15 protein-coding genes and 2 pseudogenes are annotated in these 21,844 nt (G+C 72.1%); 13 read left to right on the forward strand and 4 right to left on the reverse strand.

The window, feature by feature from the left end:
* Positions 1-23: 23 nt before the first annotated feature.
* Positions 24-2,525 carry an FtsX-like permease family protein gene (locus tag ACFWV3_RS36250; protein ID WP_382418261.1) on the reverse strand — a complete coding sequence of 834 codons (2,502 nt, stop codon included), beginning with the start codon at positions 2,523-2,525 and terminating at the stop codon, positions 24-26.
* Entirely contained in the window at positions 2,522-3,253 is a 732-nt protein-coding gene (locus ACFWV3_RS36255) for an ABC transporter ATP-binding protein (RefSeq protein ID WP_382418263.1), read from the reverse strand. Before ACFWV3_RS36255 ends, ACFWV3_RS36250 begins: the two co-directional genes overlap by 4 nt.
* A 239-nt stretch (positions 3,254-3,492) precedes the next feature.
* Here ACFWV3_RS36255 and ACFWV3_RS36260 point away from each other — a divergent pair, with 239 nt between their 5' ends.
* The 12 genes and pseudogenes from ACFWV3_RS36260 to ACFWV3_RS36315 all read left to right on the forward strand — a co-directional run bounded on the left by ACFWV3_RS36260 (position 3,493) and on the right by ACFWV3_RS36315 (position 19,791).
* Positions 3,493-4,869, forward strand: a complete 1,377-nt coding sequence (locus ACFWV3_RS36260) for a serine hydrolase domain-containing protein (RefSeq protein ID WP_382418265.1) — start codon at positions 3,493-3,495, stop codon at positions 4,867-4,869.
* Positions 4,866-5,738 carry a serine hydrolase gene (locus ACFWV3_RS36265; protein ID WP_382418267.1) on the forward strand — a complete coding sequence of 291 codons (873 nt, stop codon included), beginning with the start codon at positions 4,866-4,868 and terminating at the stop codon, positions 5,736-5,738. Before ACFWV3_RS36260 ends, ACFWV3_RS36265 begins: the two co-directional genes overlap by 4 nt.
* The gene (locus ACFWV3_RS36270) at positions 5,735-7,312 is read left to right on the forward strand and encodes an ABC transporter substrate-binding protein (RefSeq protein ID WP_382418269.1); all 1,578 of its coding nucleotides are present in this window, start codon (positions 5,735-5,737) and stop codon (positions 7,310-7,312) included. The genes ACFWV3_RS36265 and ACFWV3_RS36270 overlap by 4 nt, the downstream gene beginning before the upstream one ends.
* Entirely contained in the window at positions 7,309-8,286 is a 978-nt protein-coding gene (locus tag ACFWV3_RS36275; RefSeq protein ID WP_382418271.1) for an ABC transporter permease, read from the forward strand. The genes ACFWV3_RS36270 and ACFWV3_RS36275 overlap by 4 nt, the downstream gene beginning before the upstream one ends.
* Entirely contained in the window at positions 8,286-10,124 is a 1,839-nt protein-coding gene (locus ACFWV3_RS36280; RefSeq protein ID WP_382418272.1) for a dipeptide/oligopeptide/nickel ABC transporter permease/ATP-binding protein, read from the forward strand. The genes ACFWV3_RS36275 and ACFWV3_RS36280 overlap by 1 nt, the downstream gene beginning before the upstream one ends.
* Positions 10,121-10,834, forward strand: a pseudogene (locus ACFWV3_RS36285) (ABC transporter ATP-binding protein); the annotation flags it as partial. The gene ACFWV3_RS36280 and the pseudogene ACFWV3_RS36285, both read left to right, overlap by 4 nt.
* Before the next feature lie 8 nt (positions 10,835-10,842).
* On the forward strand, positions 10,843-11,874 hold the full coding sequence (locus ACFWV3_RS36290) for a dipeptidase (RefSeq protein ID WP_382418274.1): 1,032 nt from the start codon (positions 10,843-10,845) through the stop codon (positions 11,872-11,874).
* Positions 11,875-11,891: 17 nt separating this feature from the next.
* On the forward strand, positions 11,892-15,122 hold the full coding sequence (locus ACFWV3_RS36295) for a serine hydrolase (RefSeq protein ID WP_382418276.1): 3,231 nt from the start codon (positions 11,892-11,894) through the stop codon (positions 15,120-15,122).
* 1 nt (position 15,123) lies between these two features.
* The gene (locus ACFWV3_RS36300) at positions 15,124-16,191 is read left to right on the forward strand and encodes a M20 family metallopeptidase (RefSeq protein ID WP_382418278.1); all 1,068 of its coding nucleotides are present in this window, start codon (positions 15,124-15,126) and stop codon (positions 16,189-16,191) included.
* A complete protein-coding gene (locus ACFWV3_RS36305; protein WP_382418280.1) occupies positions 16,188-16,997 on the forward strand; it encodes a GNAT family N-acetyltransferase in 810 nt (269 codons plus the stop codon). Before ACFWV3_RS36300 ends, ACFWV3_RS36305 begins: the two co-directional genes overlap by 4 nt.
* Complete coding sequence (gene menC, locus ACFWV3_RS36310) at positions 16,994-18,094, forward strand: o-succinylbenzoate synthase (RefSeq protein WP_382418282.1); 1,101 nt, start codon at positions 16,994-16,996, stop codon at positions 18,092-18,094. Before ACFWV3_RS36305 ends, menC begins: the two co-directional genes overlap by 4 nt.
* A gap of 38 nt (positions 18,095-18,132) precedes the next feature.
* On the forward strand, positions 18,133-19,791 hold the full coding sequence (locus tag ACFWV3_RS36315) for a PucR family transcriptional regulator (protein WP_382418284.1): 1,659 nt from the start codon (positions 18,133-18,135) through the stop codon (positions 19,789-19,791).
* On the opposite strand, the pseudogene ACFWV3_RS36320 reads toward ACFWV3_RS36315, so the two are convergent.
* Positions 19,772-20,551 (reverse strand): annotated as a pseudogene (locus ACFWV3_RS36320) (LysR family transcriptional regulator); the annotation flags it as partial. The gene ACFWV3_RS36315 and the pseudogene ACFWV3_RS36320 sit on opposite strands and share 20 nt — an antisense overlap.
* Positions 20,552-20,620: 69 nt before the next feature.
* Between ACFWV3_RS36320 and ACFWV3_RS36325 the strand changes: the two are divergent.
* On the forward strand, positions 20,621-21,211 hold the full coding sequence (locus ACFWV3_RS36325) for a short chain dehydrogenase (protein WP_382418286.1): 591 nt from the start codon (positions 20,621-20,623) through the stop codon (positions 21,209-21,211).
* Here the strand turns inward: ACFWV3_RS36325 and ACFWV3_RS36330 are convergent.
* Positions 21,199-21,780 (reverse strand): TetR/AcrR family transcriptional regulator, encoded by a 582-nt coding sequence (locus ACFWV3_RS36330; protein WP_382418288.1) that lies wholly within the window; start codon positions 21,778-21,780, stop codon positions 21,199-21,201. The genes ACFWV3_RS36325 and ACFWV3_RS36330 overlap by 13 nt on opposite strands.
* Positions 21,781-21,844 lie beyond the last annotated feature (64 nt).

Consider the following 21,844-nt stretch of genomic DNA (forward strand, 5'->3'; position numbering starts at 1 on the left):
GCACCGCGTGCCGCGCCCTCCGCTCACTCCCGCGTCCCGATCGTGTCGATCGGCTTGCCGCGCAACGACATCCGCGTCGAGATCGCGATCGACACGATCCCCAGCACCGCCGCACCGGCGAGCGCACCCAGGTAGACCGCGACCGGTCCGACCGGGACCGGGCTGCCGGTCATGCCGATCGCCAGCAGCATCAGGGGAACCGCGGCCACCAGGGTGCCCAGCACGGCGGCGAGCCCGACGGTCAGCACCGCCTCGGTCCGCATCATCCTGACCACCTGCCGGCGTCCGGTGCCGACGAGGCGCAGCAGGGCGAACTCGCGGCGCCGTGCGGCCGTCGACATCACGAGCGTGTTCGACACCGAGATCGCCACGTACCCGAGGATCACGCCGACCGCGATCAGGTTGAGCAGGAACTGGGTCCGCTCGTCGCTGCGGTCCTGTGCCGCCACCCGTTCCGCGACCTGGACGCCGGGATAGCGACCGGCCAGTTCACGCAGAGCGTTGGCGTCGCCCGACTTCACCAGCACCGCGCTGTCCATTCCGGACACCGTGTGGGCACGGGCGTCGGTGGCGGACAGGACGTAGTCGCCGAACGCGAGGTCGTGCCGGTAGGTCGCGACGACTCGGAGCTTCGCCTTCTGCCCGTCGGCGTACCAGAACTCGACGGTGTCGCCGACCTTCTTGTTCTCCCACGACGCGTGGTCGGCGCCGAGCGCGACCGTGCCGGGGACGAGGTCGGAGAGGGTGCCGGTGACGACACCGAGGTCGACCGCGGCACCGGCCGTGGCGTCGAGGCCGTTCGCAGGACGGCTCTCCACCTGGACGCTGTCGCTGCTCCTGGACTCGGTGATCACCTGCGTGCGCACCAGCGACGTCGCCGCCGTCCCCTGCCGCCGCAGGGTGTCCGCGACCTCCGGGGACACGCCCGTCACGCCGGTGACGACGTGGTCGGCGGTGATGGACCGGGTCGTCTCCTGCTGCACCGCGGCGGTGAAGGTGGTCTGGCTGTAGTAGTTCACGACGAAGAAGCCGATCGCGAGCATCAGCGGCGTGACGGCGGCGGCCAGCCTGCGCGAGTTCTTCAGCGCGTTCGCCGACGCCAGGTAGCCGCTCACCCCCGCCCTGCCCAGCACGGGTGCCACCAGCCGCACCGCGCCGCCGATGACCCGCGGACCGACCAGGGCGAGCGCGATGATCAGGACCAGGGCCGCCATCACCGACGTCGCGGCGCCGAGCTGGCCGCGCAGGAACAACGGCGTCGCCGTCGCGCCGAGCCCGACCACCATCAGCACCCAGCCGATCGCCAGGCGGACCTTGCCGACGTCCCGGCGCTGGACGGCGGCCTCCCCCAGCGCCTCGACGGGGTTGATCGACGACGGCCGACGCGCCGCGCTCCACGCCGCCAGCCGTGCCGCGCCGACGCCGATCACGAGTGCAATGGCCGGCGGGATCGCGCTGATCGACAACGCGAAGTCGTCCGGGACGACGCCGATCGCCGCGAACGCGTCGCGCAACCCGATGCTCACGGCGATGCCGAGCAGGCTGCCGAGCACGCCCGCGACCGCGGCCACCACCGTCGTCTCGACGCCGATCAGCCTGCGGACCTGCCGGGGCGTGGCGCCGACGGCCCGCAGCAGTGCGAACTCGCGACGGCGTTGCTCGGTGGCGAGCGCGAGCGTGCTGGCCACCACGAAGATCGCGACGAGCACCGCGTACCCGCCGAACGAGCCCGCCAGGATCGCGAGGATGGACTTGGTCCTGCTGACGTCGTCGAACTCGGCCGCGCTGCGGTCCGCGCCCTCCGACACCGTGACGTGGTCGTCCTTCAGGGCCTCCGCCAGCCGGTCGGCGAGGTCCCGCGCGCCCGGTTCCGCCAGCACCCCGACCGCCGAGACCCGGTCCGGGTGCCCGGCCAGCTCGGCGGCCCTGGCGGCGCTGAAGAACAGCGCGGCCTGCCGGTCTCCCCCGGCCTCCGCGATCCCGGCCACCCGGTAGGCGGCGGGCACCGAGCGGGTCATGACCCTGACCTCGTCCCCCACCCGCGCACCGGTGCGGGCGGCCAGCCCCGAGTCGAGGACGACCTCGTCGTCGGCAGGCGCCTTGCCGTCCTTCAGCGCGTAGGGCGCGAGGACGGCCGACTCCCAGTTGTGGCCGAACGCGGGCTTGTCCGCGAGCGGCCCGTCCGCCCCGACCACCACGGCCGGGAAGGTCTGCTCGGCGACGGCGGCCCGCACACCCGGCACAGCCGCGATCTTCGCGGCCAGCGCGGCCGGGACCGGCGCCTGCTCCGAGGCGTGCTCGAACTCGATGGACTCGGCGTCGGGCGGCTGCACGGTCCGGTCGGCGGTGACGACCGCGTCGGCGGCCGCGTAGCGCTGGGTCGGGACACCGCCGCGGAAGCCGGACTCCATCAGGATCCCGCAGGCGGCGACGAGGGCGGTGCCGCACAGGACGGCGACGAAGGCGCCGACGAACCCGCTGGTGCGGGCCTTGACGGTCTGCCAGGCGAGGCTGAGCACGCTCACCACTCCCCGAGGTGCGTCATGCGCTCGGCGACCTTCTCCGGCGTCGGCGAGACCAGCTCGCCCGCCAGCCTGCCGTCCGCCAGGAACAGCACGCTGTGCGCGGCCGAGGCCGCGACCGGGTCGTGCGTCACCATCAGCACGGTCTGCCCCATCTCGTCCACGACCGACCGCAGCAGCGCCAGCACCTGCTGCGCCGTCCGCGAGTCCAGGGCACCGGTCGGTTCGTCGGCCAGGACGACCTCGGGGCGGGCGACCAGCGCACGGGCGATCGCCACCCGCTGCTGCTGGCCGCCGGACAGCTCGGACGGCAGCCGGGAGAGCCGGCCGTCCAGCCCGACCCGTGCGACCACCTCGCGCAGCCACCCGGCGTCGGCCCGGCGTCCGGCCAGGCGCAGCGGCAGGGTGATGTTCTGCTCGACGGTCAGCGACGGCAGCAGGTTGTAGGCCTGGAAGACGAACCCGATCCGGTCGCGCCGCACCTCGGTGAGCGCGGCCTCCTTCAGGCCGCCCAGGTCGGTGTCGCCGAGCAGGACGCGCCCGGACGTCGGCCGGTCCATGCCCGACGCGCAGTGCAGGAAGGTGCTCTTGCCCGAGCCGGACGGGCCCATCACCGCGGTGAAGGTGCCGCGCCGGATGCCGACGGTGACCTCGTCCAACGCCGTGACGGCACCGCCGCCCGAGCCGTACACCTTCCGCACCGCCTGCAGCGACAGCGCGTCTGCCCTCATCACGTTCTCCTTGTCTCGCAACGACTTCCGAGGAAGAACGTAATTTCGGGAGGGCCGGCGGACGATCACGCAGACTGCCCGGACGGAGGTGGAGCCTGCTCCACCCCGGTGAACGGTTCGTCGGGACGGACAGATCCGGGTGGTCAGATTCGTCGGCTCGGACGAGGTGGCGGCAGGGGCGCCGGACCTAGGTTTCCGGGTGACCGGAGTCACGTCGACGTGTGGATGAGGGCGCGCGGATGTCCAAGCTCAACGAGATCAGCGACTGGCTGCAGGAGAACCTGCCGCGACTGGTGGCCGAACACGGCGTGGTGGGCGCGAGCGCTGCTGTCACGGTGGGCGACGACGTCGTCGAGGTCGCCGCGGGTGTGCTCAACAAGAACACCGGTGTGGAGGCGACCACCGACTCGGTGTTCCAGATCGGCTCCATCACCAAGGTCTGGACCGCGACGCTGGTGCTCCAGCTCGTCGACGAGGGCCTGCTCGACGTCGACGCGCCCGTGCGCGACTACCTGCCCGACTTCCGGGTCGCCGACGAGGACGCGTCCGCGGCCATCACGGTCCGGCAGCTGCTGAACCACACGGCGGGCTTCGAGGGTGACCTGTTCACCGACACCGGCCGCGGCGACGACTGCGTGGAGAAGTACGTCGCCACGTTGCACGACACCCCGCAGCTGTTCCCGCCCGGCGAGATGTTCAGCTACAACAACGCCGGCTACTGCGTGCTCGGCCGGATCGTCGAGGTGCTGCGCGACAAGCAGTACGACCGCTGCCTGCGCGAGCACCTGTTCGCGAAGCTCGGCCTCACCCACGCCGCCACCGGCGCCGAGGAGGCGATCATGTTCCGCGCCGCCGTCGGCCACCTCACCCACGACGAGGCCACCGGCCCGGAGGTCGCGCCCGTCTGGTCGCTCGTGCGGTCGAACGCGCCCGCCGGGTCGATGCTCGCCATGAGCGCGAGCGAGCTGCTGAAGTTCGCGCGGATGCACATGAACGACGGCGCCGGGGTGCTGTCGCCGGAGTCCGTGCGCGCCATGCAGGACGTGCAGGTGCAGGTGCCGGACCTCGCGCTGATGGGCGACTCGTGGGGCCTGGGCTGGGAGATGTTCCACTATCCACAGGGGACGGTCATCGGCCACGACGGCGGCACGATCGGTCAGAACGCCTTCCTGCGCCTGGTCCCCGAGCAGGGTCTCGCGATCGCGCTGCTCACCAACGGCGGCAACACCTTCGACCTCTACCAGGCGGTCTTCCGGCACCTGCTGCGCGAGCTCGCCGGCATCGAGCTGTCCGCGATGCCCGAACCCGCCGCCGACCCCGAGCGCGTCGACGGCGAGCGGTTCACCGGTGTGTACGTGTCGTCGGTCGCCGAGCGCGTGATCACGCAGGACGAGGACGGCCGGATCTGGATGGAGCTCGTGCCCAAGGGGATCATGGCCGAGGTCAGCCCGGAGTCCGGCGGCAGGACCGAGCTCGTCCCGTGGCGCAACGACACCCTCGTCGCCGCCGAGCCGGTGCACGGGATCCACATGCCGCACGCGTTCGTGGGCGACGACGGCACCGGGCACGCGCTCTACCTGCACACCGGCCGCGCGGACCGCCGGGTGGCCAGGTGACCTCGCTCCGGGAGGCCTTCGAGGACGTGGGCGTCGAGGGGTTCGTCCACGCCCGCGAGGTCGGCGTCGAGCACGGCCAGGAAGCGGGCCTCGGTGCCGACGACCCGGTCGTGCTCGCGTCGGTGTTCAAGATCCCCGTCGCCGTGGCGTTCGCCGAGGAGGTGGCGGCGGGCCGGCTCGACGAGACCGAACGCACGCGCGTCACGTCCCGCTACCGCGTCGGCGGCATCGGCACGGCCGGCTGCGCCGACGACGTCGAGATGAGCTGGCGCGACCTCGCGCTGTTCATGATGACCATGAGCGACAACGCCGCGACCGACGTCGTCTTCCACCGCGTCGGCCAGGCCGCGGTCGACGCGGTGCTCGCGAAGCTGGGCCTCGGCAGGACGCGGGTCATGGGCTGCTGCGAGGACCTGTTCGCCTCGGTGGCCGCGGACCTCGGCACGGACCACGCCGAGGAGGTCCTCGCGAACCCGTCCTGGGAGCAGGTCGCGAAGTTGTCCATCGTGGACCCCGAACGCACGACTTCCTCGACGCCGAGGGAGATCACGACCTTGCTGGACGCCATCTGGACCGATCGCGCGGCTTCGCCGGAAGCCTGTGAGAAGGTCCGGTCGATCATGGCCCAGCAGGTCTGGCCGCACCGGCTCGCGTCGGGTTTCCCGGCCGACGTCGCGGTCGCCGCCAAGACCGGCACGTTGCCGAGCGTGCGCAACGAGGCCGGAGTCGTCACCTACCCCGACGGACGCCGCTACGCCGTGGCGGTGTTCACGCGTTCCCAGTCGCTCGACCTCCGGCAACCCGCCGTCGACGCGGTGATCGGCCGCGCCGGACGTCTCGCCGTCGACCACCTCCGGAGCCCATCATGAAGCGTGCGGTAGCCCTGTTCGGCGCCGTTGTCCTGACCACCGCCTGCGGAACCCAGGGAAACACCGGGTCCGGCAACCAGGCCCTGGCCGACGGCAAGACCTTCACCATGTCGATCGGCACGGATCCGGGCAGCCTGGATCCCGCCCTCACGGTCCTCTCCGCCGCCCGCGCGGTCGACCGGTTCCTCTACGCGAGCCTCATCGAGCGGACGCCGGAGGGCGAGATCGTCGCCGGGCTCGCCGAGAAGTGGGAGGCCACGACCACCAGCGCGAAGTTCACCCTGCGCCAGAACATCACCTGCACCGACGGCTCGCCGCTCACCGCGAAGGACGTCGCCGCGAACATCTCGTTCGTCGGCGACCCGGCGAACAAGTCGGCGCTCACCGGCCTCCAGGTCCCGGCGGGCACCACGGCGACGGCGGACGACGCGACCCGCACCGTCACCGTCACGAGCGCCACGCCGGACGCGTTCCTGCTGACCAACATCGGCACGCTGTCGATCGTGTGCGCCAAGGGCATGGCCGACCGCGCGACGCTCGCCAAGGGCGAGAACGGCACCGGCATGTTCAAGATCACCGAGATCGTGCCGAACGACCGGTACACGATGGAGCGCCGCAAGGACTTCGCGTGGGGACCCGGTGACTGGCAGCAGAACCAGCCGGGTCTGCCGGACAAGATCGTGATCCGGGTGATCCCGAACGAGACCACCGCGGTCAACCTGCTGCTGCAGGGCCAGCTCACCGCCGCCCAGATCGTCGGTCCCGACCAGGAACGCCTGCAGGCGCAGAAGGTCGACCACGTCGACGGCGCGACCCCGCTGGGCACGCTGACGTTCAACCAGGCCGACGGGCACCCCGGCAAGGACGCGGCCGTGCGCAAGGCGCTCGTCCAGGGCCTCGACCTGAACCAGATCGGCAAGGTGCTCACCAACGGCAAGGGCAAGCCGTCGCAGAGCCTCGTGACGGTCCAGCCGCGGCCGTGCACCGGCGACAACGTCGGCCCGAACCTGCCGAAGTTCGACAAGGCGGCGGCGACGTCCGCGCTCGACGCCGCAGGCTGGAAGGCCGGGGCCGACGGCACGCGGGCCAAGGACGGCAAGCAGCTGTCGGTCAGGCTGCTCCAGCCGACCGTCGCCGGACCGACGCTCACCTCGACCGCCGAGCTGATCCAGCAGACGTGGCAGGGCATCGGCGTCAAGGTGGAGATCGCGCCCGTCGACTCGGCCGGCATCAACCAGGCGCTGTTCGACACCGGCGCGTGGGACGCGTCGATGGTGCCGCTGACGCTGTCGCTGCCGAGCCAGCTCACGCCGTTCGCGTCCGGCACGCTGCCGCCGGAGGGCGTGAACTTCGCCCACATCTCGAACCCCGAGTTCGAGGCGCAGTCGAAGGAGGCCGCCACCAAGGCGGGCAAGGACGGCTGCGAGAACTGGAACAAGGCGGAGTCGGCGCTGGTGAAGGACGCCAGCTTCATCCCGTACTACGACTCGCTGCTGCCCGTGTTCGTGAAGGGCGCGAAGTTCACGATCAGCGACAGCATCGACCCGGCGTCGATCAGGATGCTCGCGTCATGATGAAGGTGCAGCGACGGGTGGAGGGCGGCAGCACCTGGCTGCCCTTCGCCCGGCGCCGGGCCGTGCGGTTCCTGGTCTCGCTGTGGGTGCTCGTCACCGCGGCGTTCCTGATGATCCACCTGATCCCCGGCGACCCGGTCCGCGAGTCGCTCGGTCTCTCCGCTCCTCCCGACGTCGTCGCCTCCCGGCGTGCGGCGCTGGGGCTCGACGACGCGCTGCCGGTGCAGTACTGGCGGTACCTGACGGGACTCTTCCGCGGTGACCTCGGCGTCTCGCTCACCACGAACACGCCGGTGTCCGACCTGATCGGCGACCGGCTGCCCGCGACCGTCCAGCTCGCGGTGCTCGCGTTCCTGTTCGTGGTCGTCGTGGCGGTGCCGGTCGGTGTCGGGATGGCGATCCTGACGAAGGGCGGCCGCCGGCGCGGCGGCGAGCTGGCGTTCACCTCGTCGAGCGTGGTGCTCGCGGCGATCCCCGAGTTCCTGCTGGCGGTCGGGCTCGTGAGCCTGCTCGCGGTGACGCTGAACCTGTTCCCCGTCGCCGGCAACGACGCGCCCGGCTCGTGGGTGCTGCCGGTGCTGGCACTGGCGATCGGACCGGCCGCCGTGCTGGCGCGGATCGTCCGGGTGGAGCTGCTCTCCGTGCTGGGCAACGACTTCGTGCGCACGGCGCGGGCGAAGCGGCTGCCGGCGCGGCTGGTCTACCTGCGGCACGCGCTGCCCAACGCCGTCACGGCGACGCTGACCCTCGGCGGCATGCTGCTGGCGTCGCTCGTCGCCGGGACCGTGCTGGTGGAGAACGTGTTCGCGTGGCCAGGCCTCGGGTCGACGATCGTCAGCTCGATCCAGCAGAAGGATTACCCCACCGTGCAGGGAATCGTGCTCGTCTACGGCGCCGGCGTGCTGCTGGTGAACCTCGTCGTGGACGTCGTGCTCGCGGTGCTCGACCCCCGTTCGACGATCAGGGAGGCCTGATGCGCGCCGCACTCCGCTCCCCCGTCGGCCTGGCGTCTGCCGTGCTGCTCGTCCTGCTGGTGCTGCTGGCGGTCTTCGCCCCGGTCCTGTGGGGCGACCGGGCCGCCGCCATCGACACGGACTCGTTGCAGCAGGGCCCGTCCGCGGAGCACCTGCTCGGCACCGACCTGCTCGGGCGCGACATCTTCTACCGCGTCCTCGTCGCCACCCGGCTCACGATCGGCCTCGCACTGCTGGCCACGCTGATCGGCGTGACGACCGGCCTGGTGCTGGGGTCCGTGCCGTCGGTGCTGCCGCGGTGGGCGGCCAGGGTCGTCACGTCGGCGGTGAACATCGCCGTGGCGTTCCCCGGTCTGCTGCTCGCGCTGTTCTTCGCGGTCATCTTCGGCACCGGCACCGTCGGGGCCGTGCTCGCCATCGCCTTCGCGACGGCGCCGTCGTTCGCCCGGCTCACCCAGACGCTGACCGCGGCGGTCAGCGGACGTGACTTCGTCAAGGCCGCCAAGGTGTGCGGCGTGGGCAGGTTCCGGCTGCTGGTGCGGCACATCCTGCCGAACATCGCCGAACCGCTCGTGATCAACGCGACCCTGGCGGCGGGGTCCGCGCTGACGGCGTTCGCCGGCCTGTCGTTCCTCGGCATCGGCGTGCAGGCGCCGTCCTACGACTGGGGACGCCTGCTAGGCGAAGGCCTGCAACGCATCTACATCTCCCCCGCGCCCGCACTCGGCCCCGCCGTCGCCGTCGTGCTCGCCGGGCTGGCGTTCAACCTGTTCGGCGAGGCTGCCGCGGCCGCCGCCGGGGGCAGGGAACACGTCCGCGGCCGTGCGGTGGCGCGTCACGAGTCCACTGTGGAGGAACCGGACGACGGCCTGCTGACCGTGCGGAACCTGCACGTGTCGTTCCCCGGCGGCATCACGCCGGTGCGCGGGGTGTCGTTCACCGTCCACAAGGGAGAGATGATCGGCGTGGTCGGCGAGTCGGGCTCCGGCAAGAGCCTCACCGCGCTGGCCGTGTCGCGCCTGATCGAGCACCCCGGCTCGGTGGCGGCCGACCAGCTGGACTTCGACGGCAAGCCGTTGCGCGCCACCCCGGACCGGGAGCTGGGCACGAAGCTCGCCATGGTGTTCCAGGACCCGATGACGTCGTTCAACCCGACGCGCCGGATCGGCAGCCAGCTCGCCGAGGTGTCCGAGGTGCACCAGAACTTCTCCCGCAAGGACGCGATCGCGAGGGCCGTCGACCGCCTGCGCGCGGTGCGGATCCCGGAGCCCGAACGGCGGGTGAAGCAGTACCCGCACGAGTTCTCCGGCGGCATGCGCCAGCGCGCGATGATCGCGATGGGCCTGATGGGCGAGCCCCGGCTGGTGATCGCCGACGAGCCCACCACCGCGCTCGACGTCACCGTGCAACGCGAGGTGCTCAAGCTGCTGGCGCGGATCAGGGCCGAGCGCACCGCGGCGGTCCTGCTGATCAGCCACGACATCACGGTGGTCGCGCAGACCTGCGACCGCGTGCTCGTGATGTACGCGGGCCGGATCGTCGAGGAGCTGCCGACCGACGACCTGTTCACGGCCGCGCGGCACCCGTACACGACGGCACTGCTGGCCGCCGTGCCCGACCTGGACACGGACAAGGACGCGCCGCTGGCGGTCATCCCCGGCCGGCCACCGGAGCCCGGCGAGATCGCGCAGGGCTGCCCGTTCGCGCCACGCTGCCCGCTCGCCGAGGAGCGGTGCCGGACCGCCGAGCCGGAGCTCACGCCGATGGCGGACGGGCACCGGGTGGCGTGCTGGAAGTCGGAGAAGGAACTGGCGCTGGCCGCAGGAGGTGCGCGATGAGCGAGCTGTACTTCGACCGCGTCAGCGTCCGCTACGGCCACCACCTGGCCGTGGACGACGTCACGCTGGTCGTCCCCTCCGGCCAGGTCGTCGGCCTGGTCGGCGAGTCCGGCTCCGGCAAGTCGACGCTCGCCGCCACCGCGGTCGGCCTCGTCGCGCCGACCGCGGGCCGGGTGCTGGTCGACGGCGAGAGCCGCCACCGGCGCAAGGTCCAGATGGTCTTCCAGGACCCGTACTCCTCGCTCGACCCGCGGATGAGCATCGGCGGGTCCATCGCCGAGGCCATGCCCCGCGGCGTGAACAAGAAGGCCGAGGTCGCGCGGCTCCTCGAACTGGTGAACCTCGACCCCGGCCGGGCCACCTCGCGGCCGGCGCGGCTGTCCGGCGGGCAGCGGCAGCGGGTCGCGCTCGCCAGGGCGCTGGCCGGGCAGCCGAAGGTGATCATCGCCGACGAGATCACGTCCGCGCTCGACGTGTCCGTGCAGGGCGCCGTGCTGAACCTGGTGCGCGACCTGCAGCGGCAGCTCGGGTTGTCGATGCTGTTCATCTCGCACAACCTGGCTGTCGTGCGGTACGTGAGCGACCGGATAGCCGTGATGAAGGACGGCCGGATCGTCGAGGAGGGACCGGCCGAGCAGGTGCTCACCGAGCCGGGGCACGAGTACACCCGTGAGCTGCTCGCGGCCGCGCCGAAGCGCAACACCAGGCTGGAGGCCTCATGATCGACGATCTGCACGGGCGCAGCGTCGTCGCGGACACCCACAACGACCTGCTCACCGCCATCGCGCACCGGCCCGTCGAGCAGTGGGTGCCGCACTTCCGCGACCGCTGGCTGCCGCAGCTGGAGGCGGGCGGGGTCAACCTGCAGGTGCTGCCGGTGTTCGTCGACGACGTGTTCCGCCCGGAAGGCGCGTTGCGGCAGACGCTGCGGGAAATCGAGGCCGCGCACCGCATCGCCGAGGCCAATCCCGGCGCGGTCGCGCTGTGCCGCACCGGCGCGGAGATCGACGCGGCGCTCGAGTCCCACCGCATCGCGCTCGTGCTCGCCCTCGAAAGCGCGCCCGGCGTCGGCGAGGACGTCGAGCTGCTCGAGACGCTCAGCCGGCTCGGCGTGCGGATCGCGTCGCTCGCCCACTTCGGCCGCACGGCGCTGGCCGACGGCAGCGGCGAGGACGCCACCGGCAGCAGGCTCACCAGGGCCGGCGTCGAGGCGCTGCACGAGATGGAACGGCTCGGCATGATCTTCGACGTCAGCCACCTCGGTGCCGCGGGTGTCGACCACGTGCTGGAGCTCGCGACCCGTCCGGTCATGGCGACGCACTCGTCGGCACGGGCGCTGCGCGACCACCACCGCAACCTCACCGACGACCAGCTCAGGGGCATCGCCGCCAACGGTGGCGTGGTGTGCGTGAACTTCTTCGCGCCGTTCCTGCACGAGTCCGACTTCACCATCGACCGGCTCATCGACCACATCGAGCACATCGCGGGCGTCATGGGCATCCTGCACGTCGGCCTCGGCCCGGACTTCGTCAAGGAGGTCCTCGCCGACACCACGCCGCCGTGCTGCGAGACCCAGGCCATCGAGGGCGTTCCGATCGACCAGTTCCTGCCCGGTCTGGAGGGACCGGCCGGCCTGCCGCTCGTCACCGAGGCGCTGCAGAAGCGCGGCTGGGCCGACGACGACATCGCCCTGGTGCTGGGCCGCAACGTGCTCGATCTCTTCCGCGCCGAGCTCGGCGCAACCCGTTGACGAGGGGGACCACCGCCATGACCACCATCGAGGACCTGTACGGCTTCGCGCTGCCCGAGCAGCCCGCCATCTCCCCGGACGGCACGGACGTCGTGTACGTGCTGCGGACCACCGACCGCGAGGCCGACCGCGACGAACGGGCGCTGTGGCGGCTGTCCGGCGGCGAGGCGAAGCAGCTCACCAGGGGCAAGGCCGACGCGGCGCCCACGTGGTCGCCGAAGGGCGGCATCATCGCGTTCCTGCGCGCCCAGGACGGACCGGCCCAGCTGTGGCTGCTGCCCGCCGACGGCGGCGAACCGGAGCAGCTCACGGACCTGCCGCTCGGCGCGGGCGCTCCCGTGTGGAACGCCGACGGCACCAAGCTCGCGTTCTCGGCACCCGTAGACATCGCGGACGTGAAGGCACCGGTCGTCGCGGACCGCCTCGCCTACAAGGCCGACGGCGCCGGGTACCTGCGCAGCATCCGCACGCACCTGCACGTGCTCGACCTGGAGACCCGCGAGGTGCGCCAGGTGACGTTCGGCGACTACTTCGCCGGCTCCCCCGCGTGGTCGCCCGACAGCACGCGGCTGGCCTTCAGCGCCGCCCGCGACGAGGACTCCGACCTGACCTTCCGCTCCCCGATCCACGTCGTGGACGTGGAAGGGCACGCCGAGCCGCGCGTCGTCGGGCTCGCCGAAGGGCAGGGCGCGACGATCACCTGGACCGACGACGGCCTGCTCGTCACCGGACGGACCACCGCCGACGCCGGCCACGTCGACCTGCTGCACGTGACGCTCGACGGCGAGGTGCGCTCGCTGTCCGGGTCGCTCGACCGCAACGTGATGCCCGGTGCGCCGGGGTATCCCGGCGGCGTGCCCGCGCTCGACGGCGACACCGTGCTGTTCTGCGCCCGCGACCGCGGCTTCACCCAGCTCTACGCCGTGGACCGCGACGGCGGCGAACCGCGGCTGGTCCTGGGCGGCGAGTCCCTGGAGGTGTCGGCGCTGTCCGTCGCCGGCGGTGTCGCGGCCGTGGTCCTGGGCTCCGCCACCTCCTACGGCGAGGTCGCGACCGTCGACCTCGCGAGCGGCGAGGTGACCGTCCACACCGGACACGGCTCGGACGTCGCGCTCGTCCGCGAGGAGCGCAAGTTCACGATCTCCGACGGCACGGTCGTGCACGGCTGGCTGCTGCGCGACCCCGAGCGCACCGGCCCGTTGCCGTTGCTGCTCGACGTCCACGGCGGCCCGCACAACGCGTGGAACGGCACCGCCGACCCGGTCCACCTCTACCACCAGGTTCTCGCGGAGCAGGGCTGGGCAGTGCTGACGCTCAACCCGCGCGGCAGCGACGGGTACGGCGAGGACTTCTACCGGGCGGCGCTCGGTGCGTGGGGCAAGGCCGATGCCAACGACTTCCTGGAGCCGCTCGACCAGCTCGTCGAGGAAGGCCTCGCCGACCCGGAGAAGCTGGCCGTCACCGGCTACAGCTACGGCGGCTTCATGACGTGCTACCTGACCAGCCGCGACGGGCGGTTCGCCGCCGCGGTCGCCGGTGGCGTGGTCGCCGACCTGACCAGCATGGACGGCACCTCCGACGGCGGGCACTACATCACCAGGCTGGAGCTGGGCGGTCTCGGCGAGCACCTCGCGGAGCTGTCGCCGTTGACGCTCGTCGGCCAGGTCCGCACGCCCACGCTCGTCTACCAGGGCGCTGCCGACGACCGGTGTCCCGTCGGCCAGGCCGAGCAGTGGTTCAGCGCGCTGCGCCAGAACTCCGTGCCCGCCAAGCTCGTGCTCTACCCGGACGAGTCGCACCTGTTCATCCTCAACGGCAAGCCGTCGCACCGCGCCGACTTCAACCACCGCGTCGTCGACTGGGTGCGCGAGCACGCCGAGGGCCGCCGCCCGCTCGACGCGCAGCACTGGCAGCGCAGGCTGTCCGCGCTCGCGACGAAGCACGGCGTCCCCGGCGCGGCGCTCGGCATCCTCTACCACGGCGAGGTCGTCCAGGCCCACCACGGCGTGCTCAACACCCGCACCGGTGTCGAGGTCACCGACGACTCGATCTTCCAGATCGGCTCGATCGGCAAGGTCTGGACGTCGACGGTCGTCATGCAGCTGGTCGACGAGGGCAAGCTCGACCTCGACGCGCCGATCGTGGACGTGCTGCCCGAGCTGAAGCTGAAGGACCCGGTCGTCGGGCAGAAGGTGACCATGCGGCACCTGCTCACCCACACCAGCGGCATCGACGGCGACCTCTTCACCGACACCGGCCGGGGCGACGAGTGCCTGGAGCGCTACGTCGCGCTGCTCGCCGACGCACCGCAGAACCACCCGCTCGGCGCGACGTTCTCCTACAGCAACGCCGGTTTCGTGCTCGCGGGCCGGGTGATCGAGAAGCTCACCGGCGGGACGTGGGACGCGGCGCTCAAGGAGAAGCTGTTCGCCCCGCTCGGCCTGGAGCACACCGGCACCCTGCCGGAGGAGGCCCTGCTGCACCTCGCCGCCGTCGGGCACATGGACTCCGACGGCGAGCAGGTGCCCGCACCCGTGTGGCAGCTGCCGCGCTCGCTCGGCCCCGCCGGCACGATCTTCTCGACCACCGCGGACGTGCTGAAGTTCGCCCGCATGCACCTCGAAGGCGGCCTGGCGCAGGACGGCACGCGGGTGCTGTCCGAAGCCTCCGCCGCGGCGATGACCGAGAAGCAGACCGACCTGCCCGACCCGAACGTGCTCGGCGACTCGTGGGGCGTGGGCTGGATCCGGTTCGGCTGGGACGGCCACCGGCTGATCGGCCACGACGGCAACACGATCGGCCAGTCCGCGTTCCTGCGCCTGCTGCCGGAGCAGCAGCTCGCGGTCACGCTGCTGACCAACGGCGACCACGCCCGCGAGATCTACCTGGAGCTGTACCGGGAGATCTTCGCCGAGCTCGCCGGGGTGGCCATGCCTCGGCCGATGGAGCCGCCGGCCGAGCTGCCGGAGATCGATCCGAAGCGGTACGTCGGCCGGTACGAGCGGGAGTCGACGCTCATGGAGGTCTACGAGGGCGAGCACGGGCTGCGGCTCAAGGCGGCCATCACCGGTCCGCTCAAGGGCGTCGTCCCCGACCCGCCGGACGTCGACCTCGTGCCGGTCGACGAGACCACGTTCGTGACCCGCGAGTCGGAGACCTCCAGCTGGACCTCCGTGGTGTTCTACTCGTTGCCCACGGGTGAGGAGTACGTGCACATGGGTGTCCGCGCCACGCCGAAGGTGTCCTGAGATGACCTTGCTCGACGACATCGAGCGGCTCGTGAGCTGCGAGTCGCCGTCGACGGACCTGGAGGCGGTCGCCCGCAGTGCGGAGGTCACCGCCGAGGTGGGCTCCGCGCTGCTCGGCTCCACTCCCGAGTACGTCGTGCTCGACGGCCGCACGCACCTGCGCTGGCGGCTGGGATCGGGGCCGCGCAAGGTGTTGCTGCTCGGCCACCACGACACGGTGTGGCCGATCGGGACGCTGGAGCGGATCCCGTTCGGGGTGCACGACGGCGTGCTGCGCGGGCCGGGCTGCTTCGACATGAAGACCGGCGTCGCGATGATCTTCCACGCCGTCGCGTCGCTGGGGTCTCCCGACGGCGTCACGGTGCTGATCACCGGCGACGAGGAGATCGGCTCGCCGTCGTCGCGCGGGCTGATCGAGGCCGAGGCGCTGCGGCACGCGGCCGTGTTCGTCACCGAGGGATCGGCGGACGGCGGAGCGCTGAAGACCGAGCGCAAGGGCACGTCCATGTACGAGGTGACGCTGCACGGCAGGGCGTCGCACGCCGGGCTCGAACCCGAACGCGGCGTGAACGCGACGATCGAGGCCGCACACCAGATCCTGGCCGTGTCGGCGTTGGCCGATGCCGCCGCCGGCACCACCGTGGTGCCGACGGTGCTGTCCGCCGGCACGACCACGAACACCGTTCCCGCACAGGGGAAGTTCATGGTCGACGTGCGCGTGCGCAACGTCGCCGAGCAGTTCCGCGTGGACGAGGCGATGCGGGCGCTGCACCCCGTGCTGGACGGGGCGAAGGTCGAGGTGACCGGCGGCCCGAACCGCGCGCCGATGGAGCTGTCGGCGTCGTCCGGGCTGTTCGAGCTCGCGTCCTCGCTCGCGGACTTCGAGCTGGCACAGGCGGCGGTCGGCGGCGCGTCCGACGGCAACTTCACCGCGGGCGTGGGCATCGCGACGCTCGACGGACTCGGCGCGGTGGGTGGCGGGGCGCACGCGGACAACGAGCACGTGCTGGTGTCGGAGCTGGAGCCGCGCACGGCCCTGCTCGCGGCGCTCGTGAAGGAGCTGACATGACGTTGGTGGCGCAGAACGTGGTGGTGCGCCAGCTCACCGAGAACGCGGAACTGCTGGCGACGCAACGGTTGTACGAGTCGATCTGGCGGCCGACCGGCGAGAACGGCGCTCCCCCCGTGAACGCGGAGCTGTTGCGCGCCATGGCGAAGGCGGGCAGCTACGTCGCCGGCGCCTTCGACGGCGACGACCTGGTCGGCGCGTGCATCGGCTTCTGCTCACCGCCGGCGGCGAGCGCGTTGCACAGCCACATCGCGGGCGTGGCGGCGGGGATGCGCGGCCGCAACGTCGGCTACGCCATGAAGCTCGACCAGCGGACGTGGGCCCTGGAGCGCGGGATCACCGAGATCACCTGGACGTTCGACCCGCTGGTGCGCCGCAACGCCTACTTCAACCTGGGCAAGCTCGCCGCGGACGCGGCGGAGTACCTGCCGGACTTCTACGGCCACATGGACGACGACATCAACGGCGGCAGCGAGACCGACCGCCTGCTGATCCGGTGGCGCATCGCCTCGCCGGAGGTCGCCGCCGCGTGCGAAGGCCGTCCCAAGGCCACCTCCGCGACGGGCGTGATCGGTCTCGGCATCTCCGAGGACGGCCTGCCGGTGCGGGGGACCTGGTCCGCGCCGACGGTGCTCGTCGCCGTCCCGCCGGACATCGAGACGCTGCGGTCCACGAACCCGGCCGCGGCCACCGAGTGGCGCTACGCCGTGCGCGACGTGCTGGGCGACCTGCTCGCCTCGGGCGCCCGCGTCACCGGGTTCGACAGGGCCGGCTGGTACGTCGTGGAGAGGGAGGAAGCGCCGTGAAGCTCGAAGGGGTGGAGGTCCGCTGGATCGAGATGCCGCTGAAGTCCCCGTTCCGCACGTCGTTCGGCACGCAGACCACGCGTCAGCTGTTGCTGCTGCGGGCCGTGTCGGACTCCGCGGAGGGCTGGGGCGAGTGCGTCGCGATGGCCGACCCGGTGTACTCGTCGGAGTACCTGGAAGGCTGCGCGGACGTGCTGCGGCGGTTCCTCGTGCCGGCGCTGGGCGGTGACGTCGACGGGGTGTCCGTGGCGCCGCGGCTCGGCAAGTTCCGCGGCCACCGGATGGCCAAGGGAGCGCTGGAGATGGCGGTCCTGGACGCGGAGCTGCGCACGCGGGGCGTGTCGTTCGGCCGCGAGCTGGGCGCGACGCGCGACCGCGTGCCGTGCGGGGTGTCGGTCGGGATCATGAACTCGATCCCGGAGCTGCTGGAGGCCGTCGGCGGCTACCTCGACGAGGGCTACGTGCGGATCAAGCTCAAGATCGAGCCCGGCTGGGACGTCGAGCCGGTGCGGGCCGTGCGCGAGCGGTTCGGCGACGACGTGCTGCTGCAGGTCGACGCCAACACCGCCTACACGCTCGGCGACGCCCGGCACCTGGCCCGGCTCGACCCGTTCGACCTGCTGCTGATCGAGCAGCCGCTGGACGAGGAGGAGATCCTCGCCCACGCCGAACTGGCGAAGGTGGTGCGCACGCCGATCTGCCTCGACGAGTCGATAACCTCGGCCAAGTCGGCGGCGGACGCGATCACGCTCGGCGCGTGCCAGATCGTGAACATCAAGCCCGGCAGGGTCGGCGGGTACCTGGAGGCGCGGCGCATCCACGACGTGTGCGCCGCGCACGGGATCGCGGTGTGGTGCGGCGGGATGCTCGAGACGGGCATCGGCCGGGCGGCGAACGTGGCGCTGGCGGCGTTGCCCGGCTGCACGCTGCCGGGCGACACCTCGGCGTCCGACCGCTACTACGCGATGGACGTGACCGAGCCGTTCGTGCTGGACGACGGGCACCTGACCGTGCCGACCGGCCCCGGTCTCGGGGTCACGCCGCTGCCGGACGCGCTGGACGCCGTGACGGTGAAGACGGAGTGGATCGCCCTGTAGTCGTTGAATCCTCTGTAGACGGTTGGCAAGGTGGTGGGATGAGCCAGCGGACTGGTCTCGCCCGAGTGGTCGACGACCTCGGCACCACCCTGATCGACCTCGTGCGGGGCGATCCCGGGCACGCCACCGACATCGGCGGCGTGGTGATCCACGACCCCGACGACGACCAGTCGCTGCCCCCGTCCGCGCTCGTGCTGGGCGTGGGCGTGCGGGACCCGGCGGAGATCCTGGAGGTGCTGGGCGGGCAGGGTGCCGCGGCGCTCGTCCTGCGCGGCCCCGTCGTCGTCACCGACGAGATCGCCGCCGCCGTCGACCGGTCGGGGGTGACACTGCTCGGCCTGGCGCCCGGCGCGTCGTGGACTCAGCTCGCCGCGATGCTGCGGTCGTTGCTGGCCGAGGGCGAGGTCGACACGTCCGACACCATCGGCGGCGTGCCGGCCGGCGACCTGTTCGCGCTGGCCAACGCCGTCGCGTCGCTGATCGACGCCCCGGTGACGATCGAGGACCGCAGCTCGCGCGTGCTCGCGTTCTCCGGCCGTCAGGACGAGGCGGACGCGTCGCGCGTCGAGACGATCCTCGGCCGGCAGGTGCCCGCGCGGTTCTCGCAGCTGCTGGAGGCGCGCGGGGTGTTCCAGCAGCTCTACCGCAGCGACCAGCCCGTCACGATCGAGGGAGCGGACTCCGCCGCCGGGTTCGTGCTGCCCAGGGTCGCGGTGGCGGTCAAGGCGGGCGACGAGTTCCTCGGCTCGATCTGGGCGGCGGTCCGCGCACCGCTGTCCCCCGACGCCTCGCGTGCGTTCACCGACGCCGCCAAGCTCGTGGCGTTGCACATGATGCGCCAGCGGGCGGGCGCCGACGTCGAACGCCGGCTGCGCGCCGACCTGGTCTCGACGGCCGTGGAAGGCGGCACGGGCGCCGCGGAGGCGGTGCGACGGCTGGGACTCGCCGACCAGTCGTGCGTCGTGCTGGCACTGGCGCTGGCCCACTCCCACGGTGACGACCCCGCCTCGCACGCCCGGCTGCTCGCCGAACGCCAGCAGGTCGCCGACGCGCTGGCCATGCACCTGACGGCCGTGCACCCGCGCGCCGCCGCGGCGTTGATCAGCGACGTCGCCTACGCGATCCTGCCCGCCGAGTCGGAGGACAGGGCGCTGCGGATCGCGAACGACTTCCGCAACCGCATCGGCAACCACGTGCTGGTGGGCGTGGGCCAGCTCGCGGACGGCCTCTCACTGGCCCGGTCCCGCGCGGGAGCCGACCTGGTGCTGCGGGTGCTGCGCGCCGGCCGTTCGTCGTCGCCGGTGGCGCGGGTGTCCGACGTGCACGGCGAAGGCCTGCTGCTGGAACTGTCGGACCTGATCGCCGAACGCGGCGACACGCTGACCGGCCCGGTCGCGCGGCTGATCGAGTACGACCGCAGGCACAACGCGTGCCTGGTCGAGACGCTCAGCGCGTGGCTGGACGCGTTCGGGGACGTGGCGGCCGCGTCCGCCGCCGTCTTCGTGCACCCCAACACGTTCCGCTACCGGCTGCGGCGGTTGTCGGAGGTCGGGGAGATCGACCTCACCGATCCGAACGCGCGGTTCGCGGCGATGCTGCAGCTGCGGTTGTGGCGGCCAGATGCCGCTGAGCCAGCGCGACGAACGCCGCCGTCGACGGATGCGACGTCCCTGACGGCCAGGCGAGGTGCACGGTGATCGGCTCCGCGTCGGCCAGCGGCAGGTAGGTCACGCCGGGGTGCGGGTTGTGGTGGCTGGTGCCGGCCGCCGTGACGCCGACGGTCGCCCCGGTCGCGATCGAGGTCAGCCACTCGACCACGCCGGGCACGTCGACCGTGCGCGGCCGGGACCCGGCGGGCCACAGGTCGGCCGAGGTCGTCGCCGCCGTCTCGCACACCGCGACGCACTCCCCCACCAGGTCGTCGAGCACCAGCTCCTCGCGCGACGCGAGCGGGTGGTCGTCCGCGATGGCCGCGACGCGGGGTTCCTCGATCAGCGCGACGTGCTCGATGCCCGCGCCGGACGCCCCGGTCCGCAGCACCGCCACGTCCGCGTCGCCCCGGCGCAGCGCCGCCTCCGGGTCGTCGGAACGGCGGATGCGGACCAGCACGTCCGGGTGCTCGGCACGCCACTCCCGCAGGAACGGGATGGTGAACCGGCCGAGCGCGGCCCAGGCGAAGGTCAGCCGCAGCGGCTGCGGGCGCACGGCCTCGGCCAGCGCCGAGTCCAGCGAGGTGAGGATGCGGTGGCTGTGCTCCCAGAGCCGGTGGCCGGGGCCGGTCAGGGCCAGGTGGCGGGTGGTGCGGTCGACCAGCCGCACGCCCAGCCGCCGTTCGAGCTGGTCGAGCGTGCGGGACAGCGCGGGCTGCGTGACGTGCAGCGCGTGGGCCGCCGCGGTGATCGACCGGTGGTCGCCGATCGCGGCGAGCGCTCGCAGGTGACGCAGCTCGACATTCATGACCACCGATCATAAGTGCTGCACGAACGGCATTTCCCAGCCCGCGGAACCGCGCCTAGCTTCGACGGCATGAGGATTCTGCTCGTAGGAGCCACCGGCACGCTCGGCACCGCGCTGCACCGGGGACTGACCGAACGCAAGCACGACGTCGTCACCGTCTCCCGCACCGGAGGCGACCTGCAGTACGACGTGACCGACCCGGCCCAGGTCGTGGACCTCTACCAGACCGTCGGCCAGGTCGACGCCGTCGCCGCGGCGGCCGGGCACGTGCCGTTCAAGCCGATCACCGACCTCACCGCCGACGACTACCAGGCCGGCCTCACCGGCAAGGTGCTGTCGCAGGTCTCACTGGTCCGGGAAGGCCTGACGCACGTCACGGAGTCGTTCACGCTGATCACCGGTGTGCTCTCCCGCGAACCCATCGTCACCGGAGCCGCCGCCTCGCTCGTCAACGGCGCGCTGGAGGCGTTCGTGCGGGCCGCCGCCATCGAGATCGCACCGCAGCGCATCAACGCCGTGAGCCCGACGGTGTTCACCGAGTCGTTGGACGTCTACGGCGACTTCTTCCCCGGCATGAAGCCGGTGCCGCTGGCCGACGTCGTCCAGGCCTACGTCCGCTCGATCGAGGGACGGCAGACCGGGCAGGTCTACGTGCCCTGAACGCTCACCCGGCTCAGCAGCCGGTCGACGATCTCCGGCAGCGGACGGGCGCCCGCGCTCTCCAGCCACAGCGCGATCCCGGTGCGCACGGTGGCGAGGAACGTCGACGCCATCAGCCGGGCCACCTCCTCGTCCGGTTCCCGCGGCACCAGCACGGCGGTCAGGTCGCGTTCGAGCGCGACCTGGTCGCCTGCTTGGCGTGCGATCAGGGACGGATGCCGGCGCAGCAGCCGCAGCTGGGCCATCCACTCGACGTCCGGGACGGGCCGGGCGCGGTAGAGCTCCGCCGTGGACGCGCGCAGGGCCTGCCACGCCCCCTCGTCCGCCGGCCTCGACGCCACCATGGCGACCAGCGCCCTCAGTCGCTCGCGGTCGGCGTCCACGACCGCGTCCTCCTTGCTGGTGAAGTAGTTGGAGAACGTCCGGCGCGACACGCCCGCCTCGTCCGCGATGTCCTCGACCGTCACCCCGTCGAGCCCGCGCTCCATCGCGAGGCGCAGCGCCGCCCCGGCCAGTGACCGCCTGGTCACCGCCTTCTTGTGCTCGCGACGAGTGGTGAGGGTCTCCATGCGTCCAGCCTAACCGTGGAGTAAGTTTCTCATTGCGCAAATTTGCACAACGCGCAAGAATTGC

Origin of the sequence: Lentzea sp. NPDC059081, assembly GCF_042738015.1 — a bacterium.
GTDB lineage: Bacteria > Actinomycetota > Actinomycetes > Mycobacteriales > Pseudonocardiaceae > Lentzea.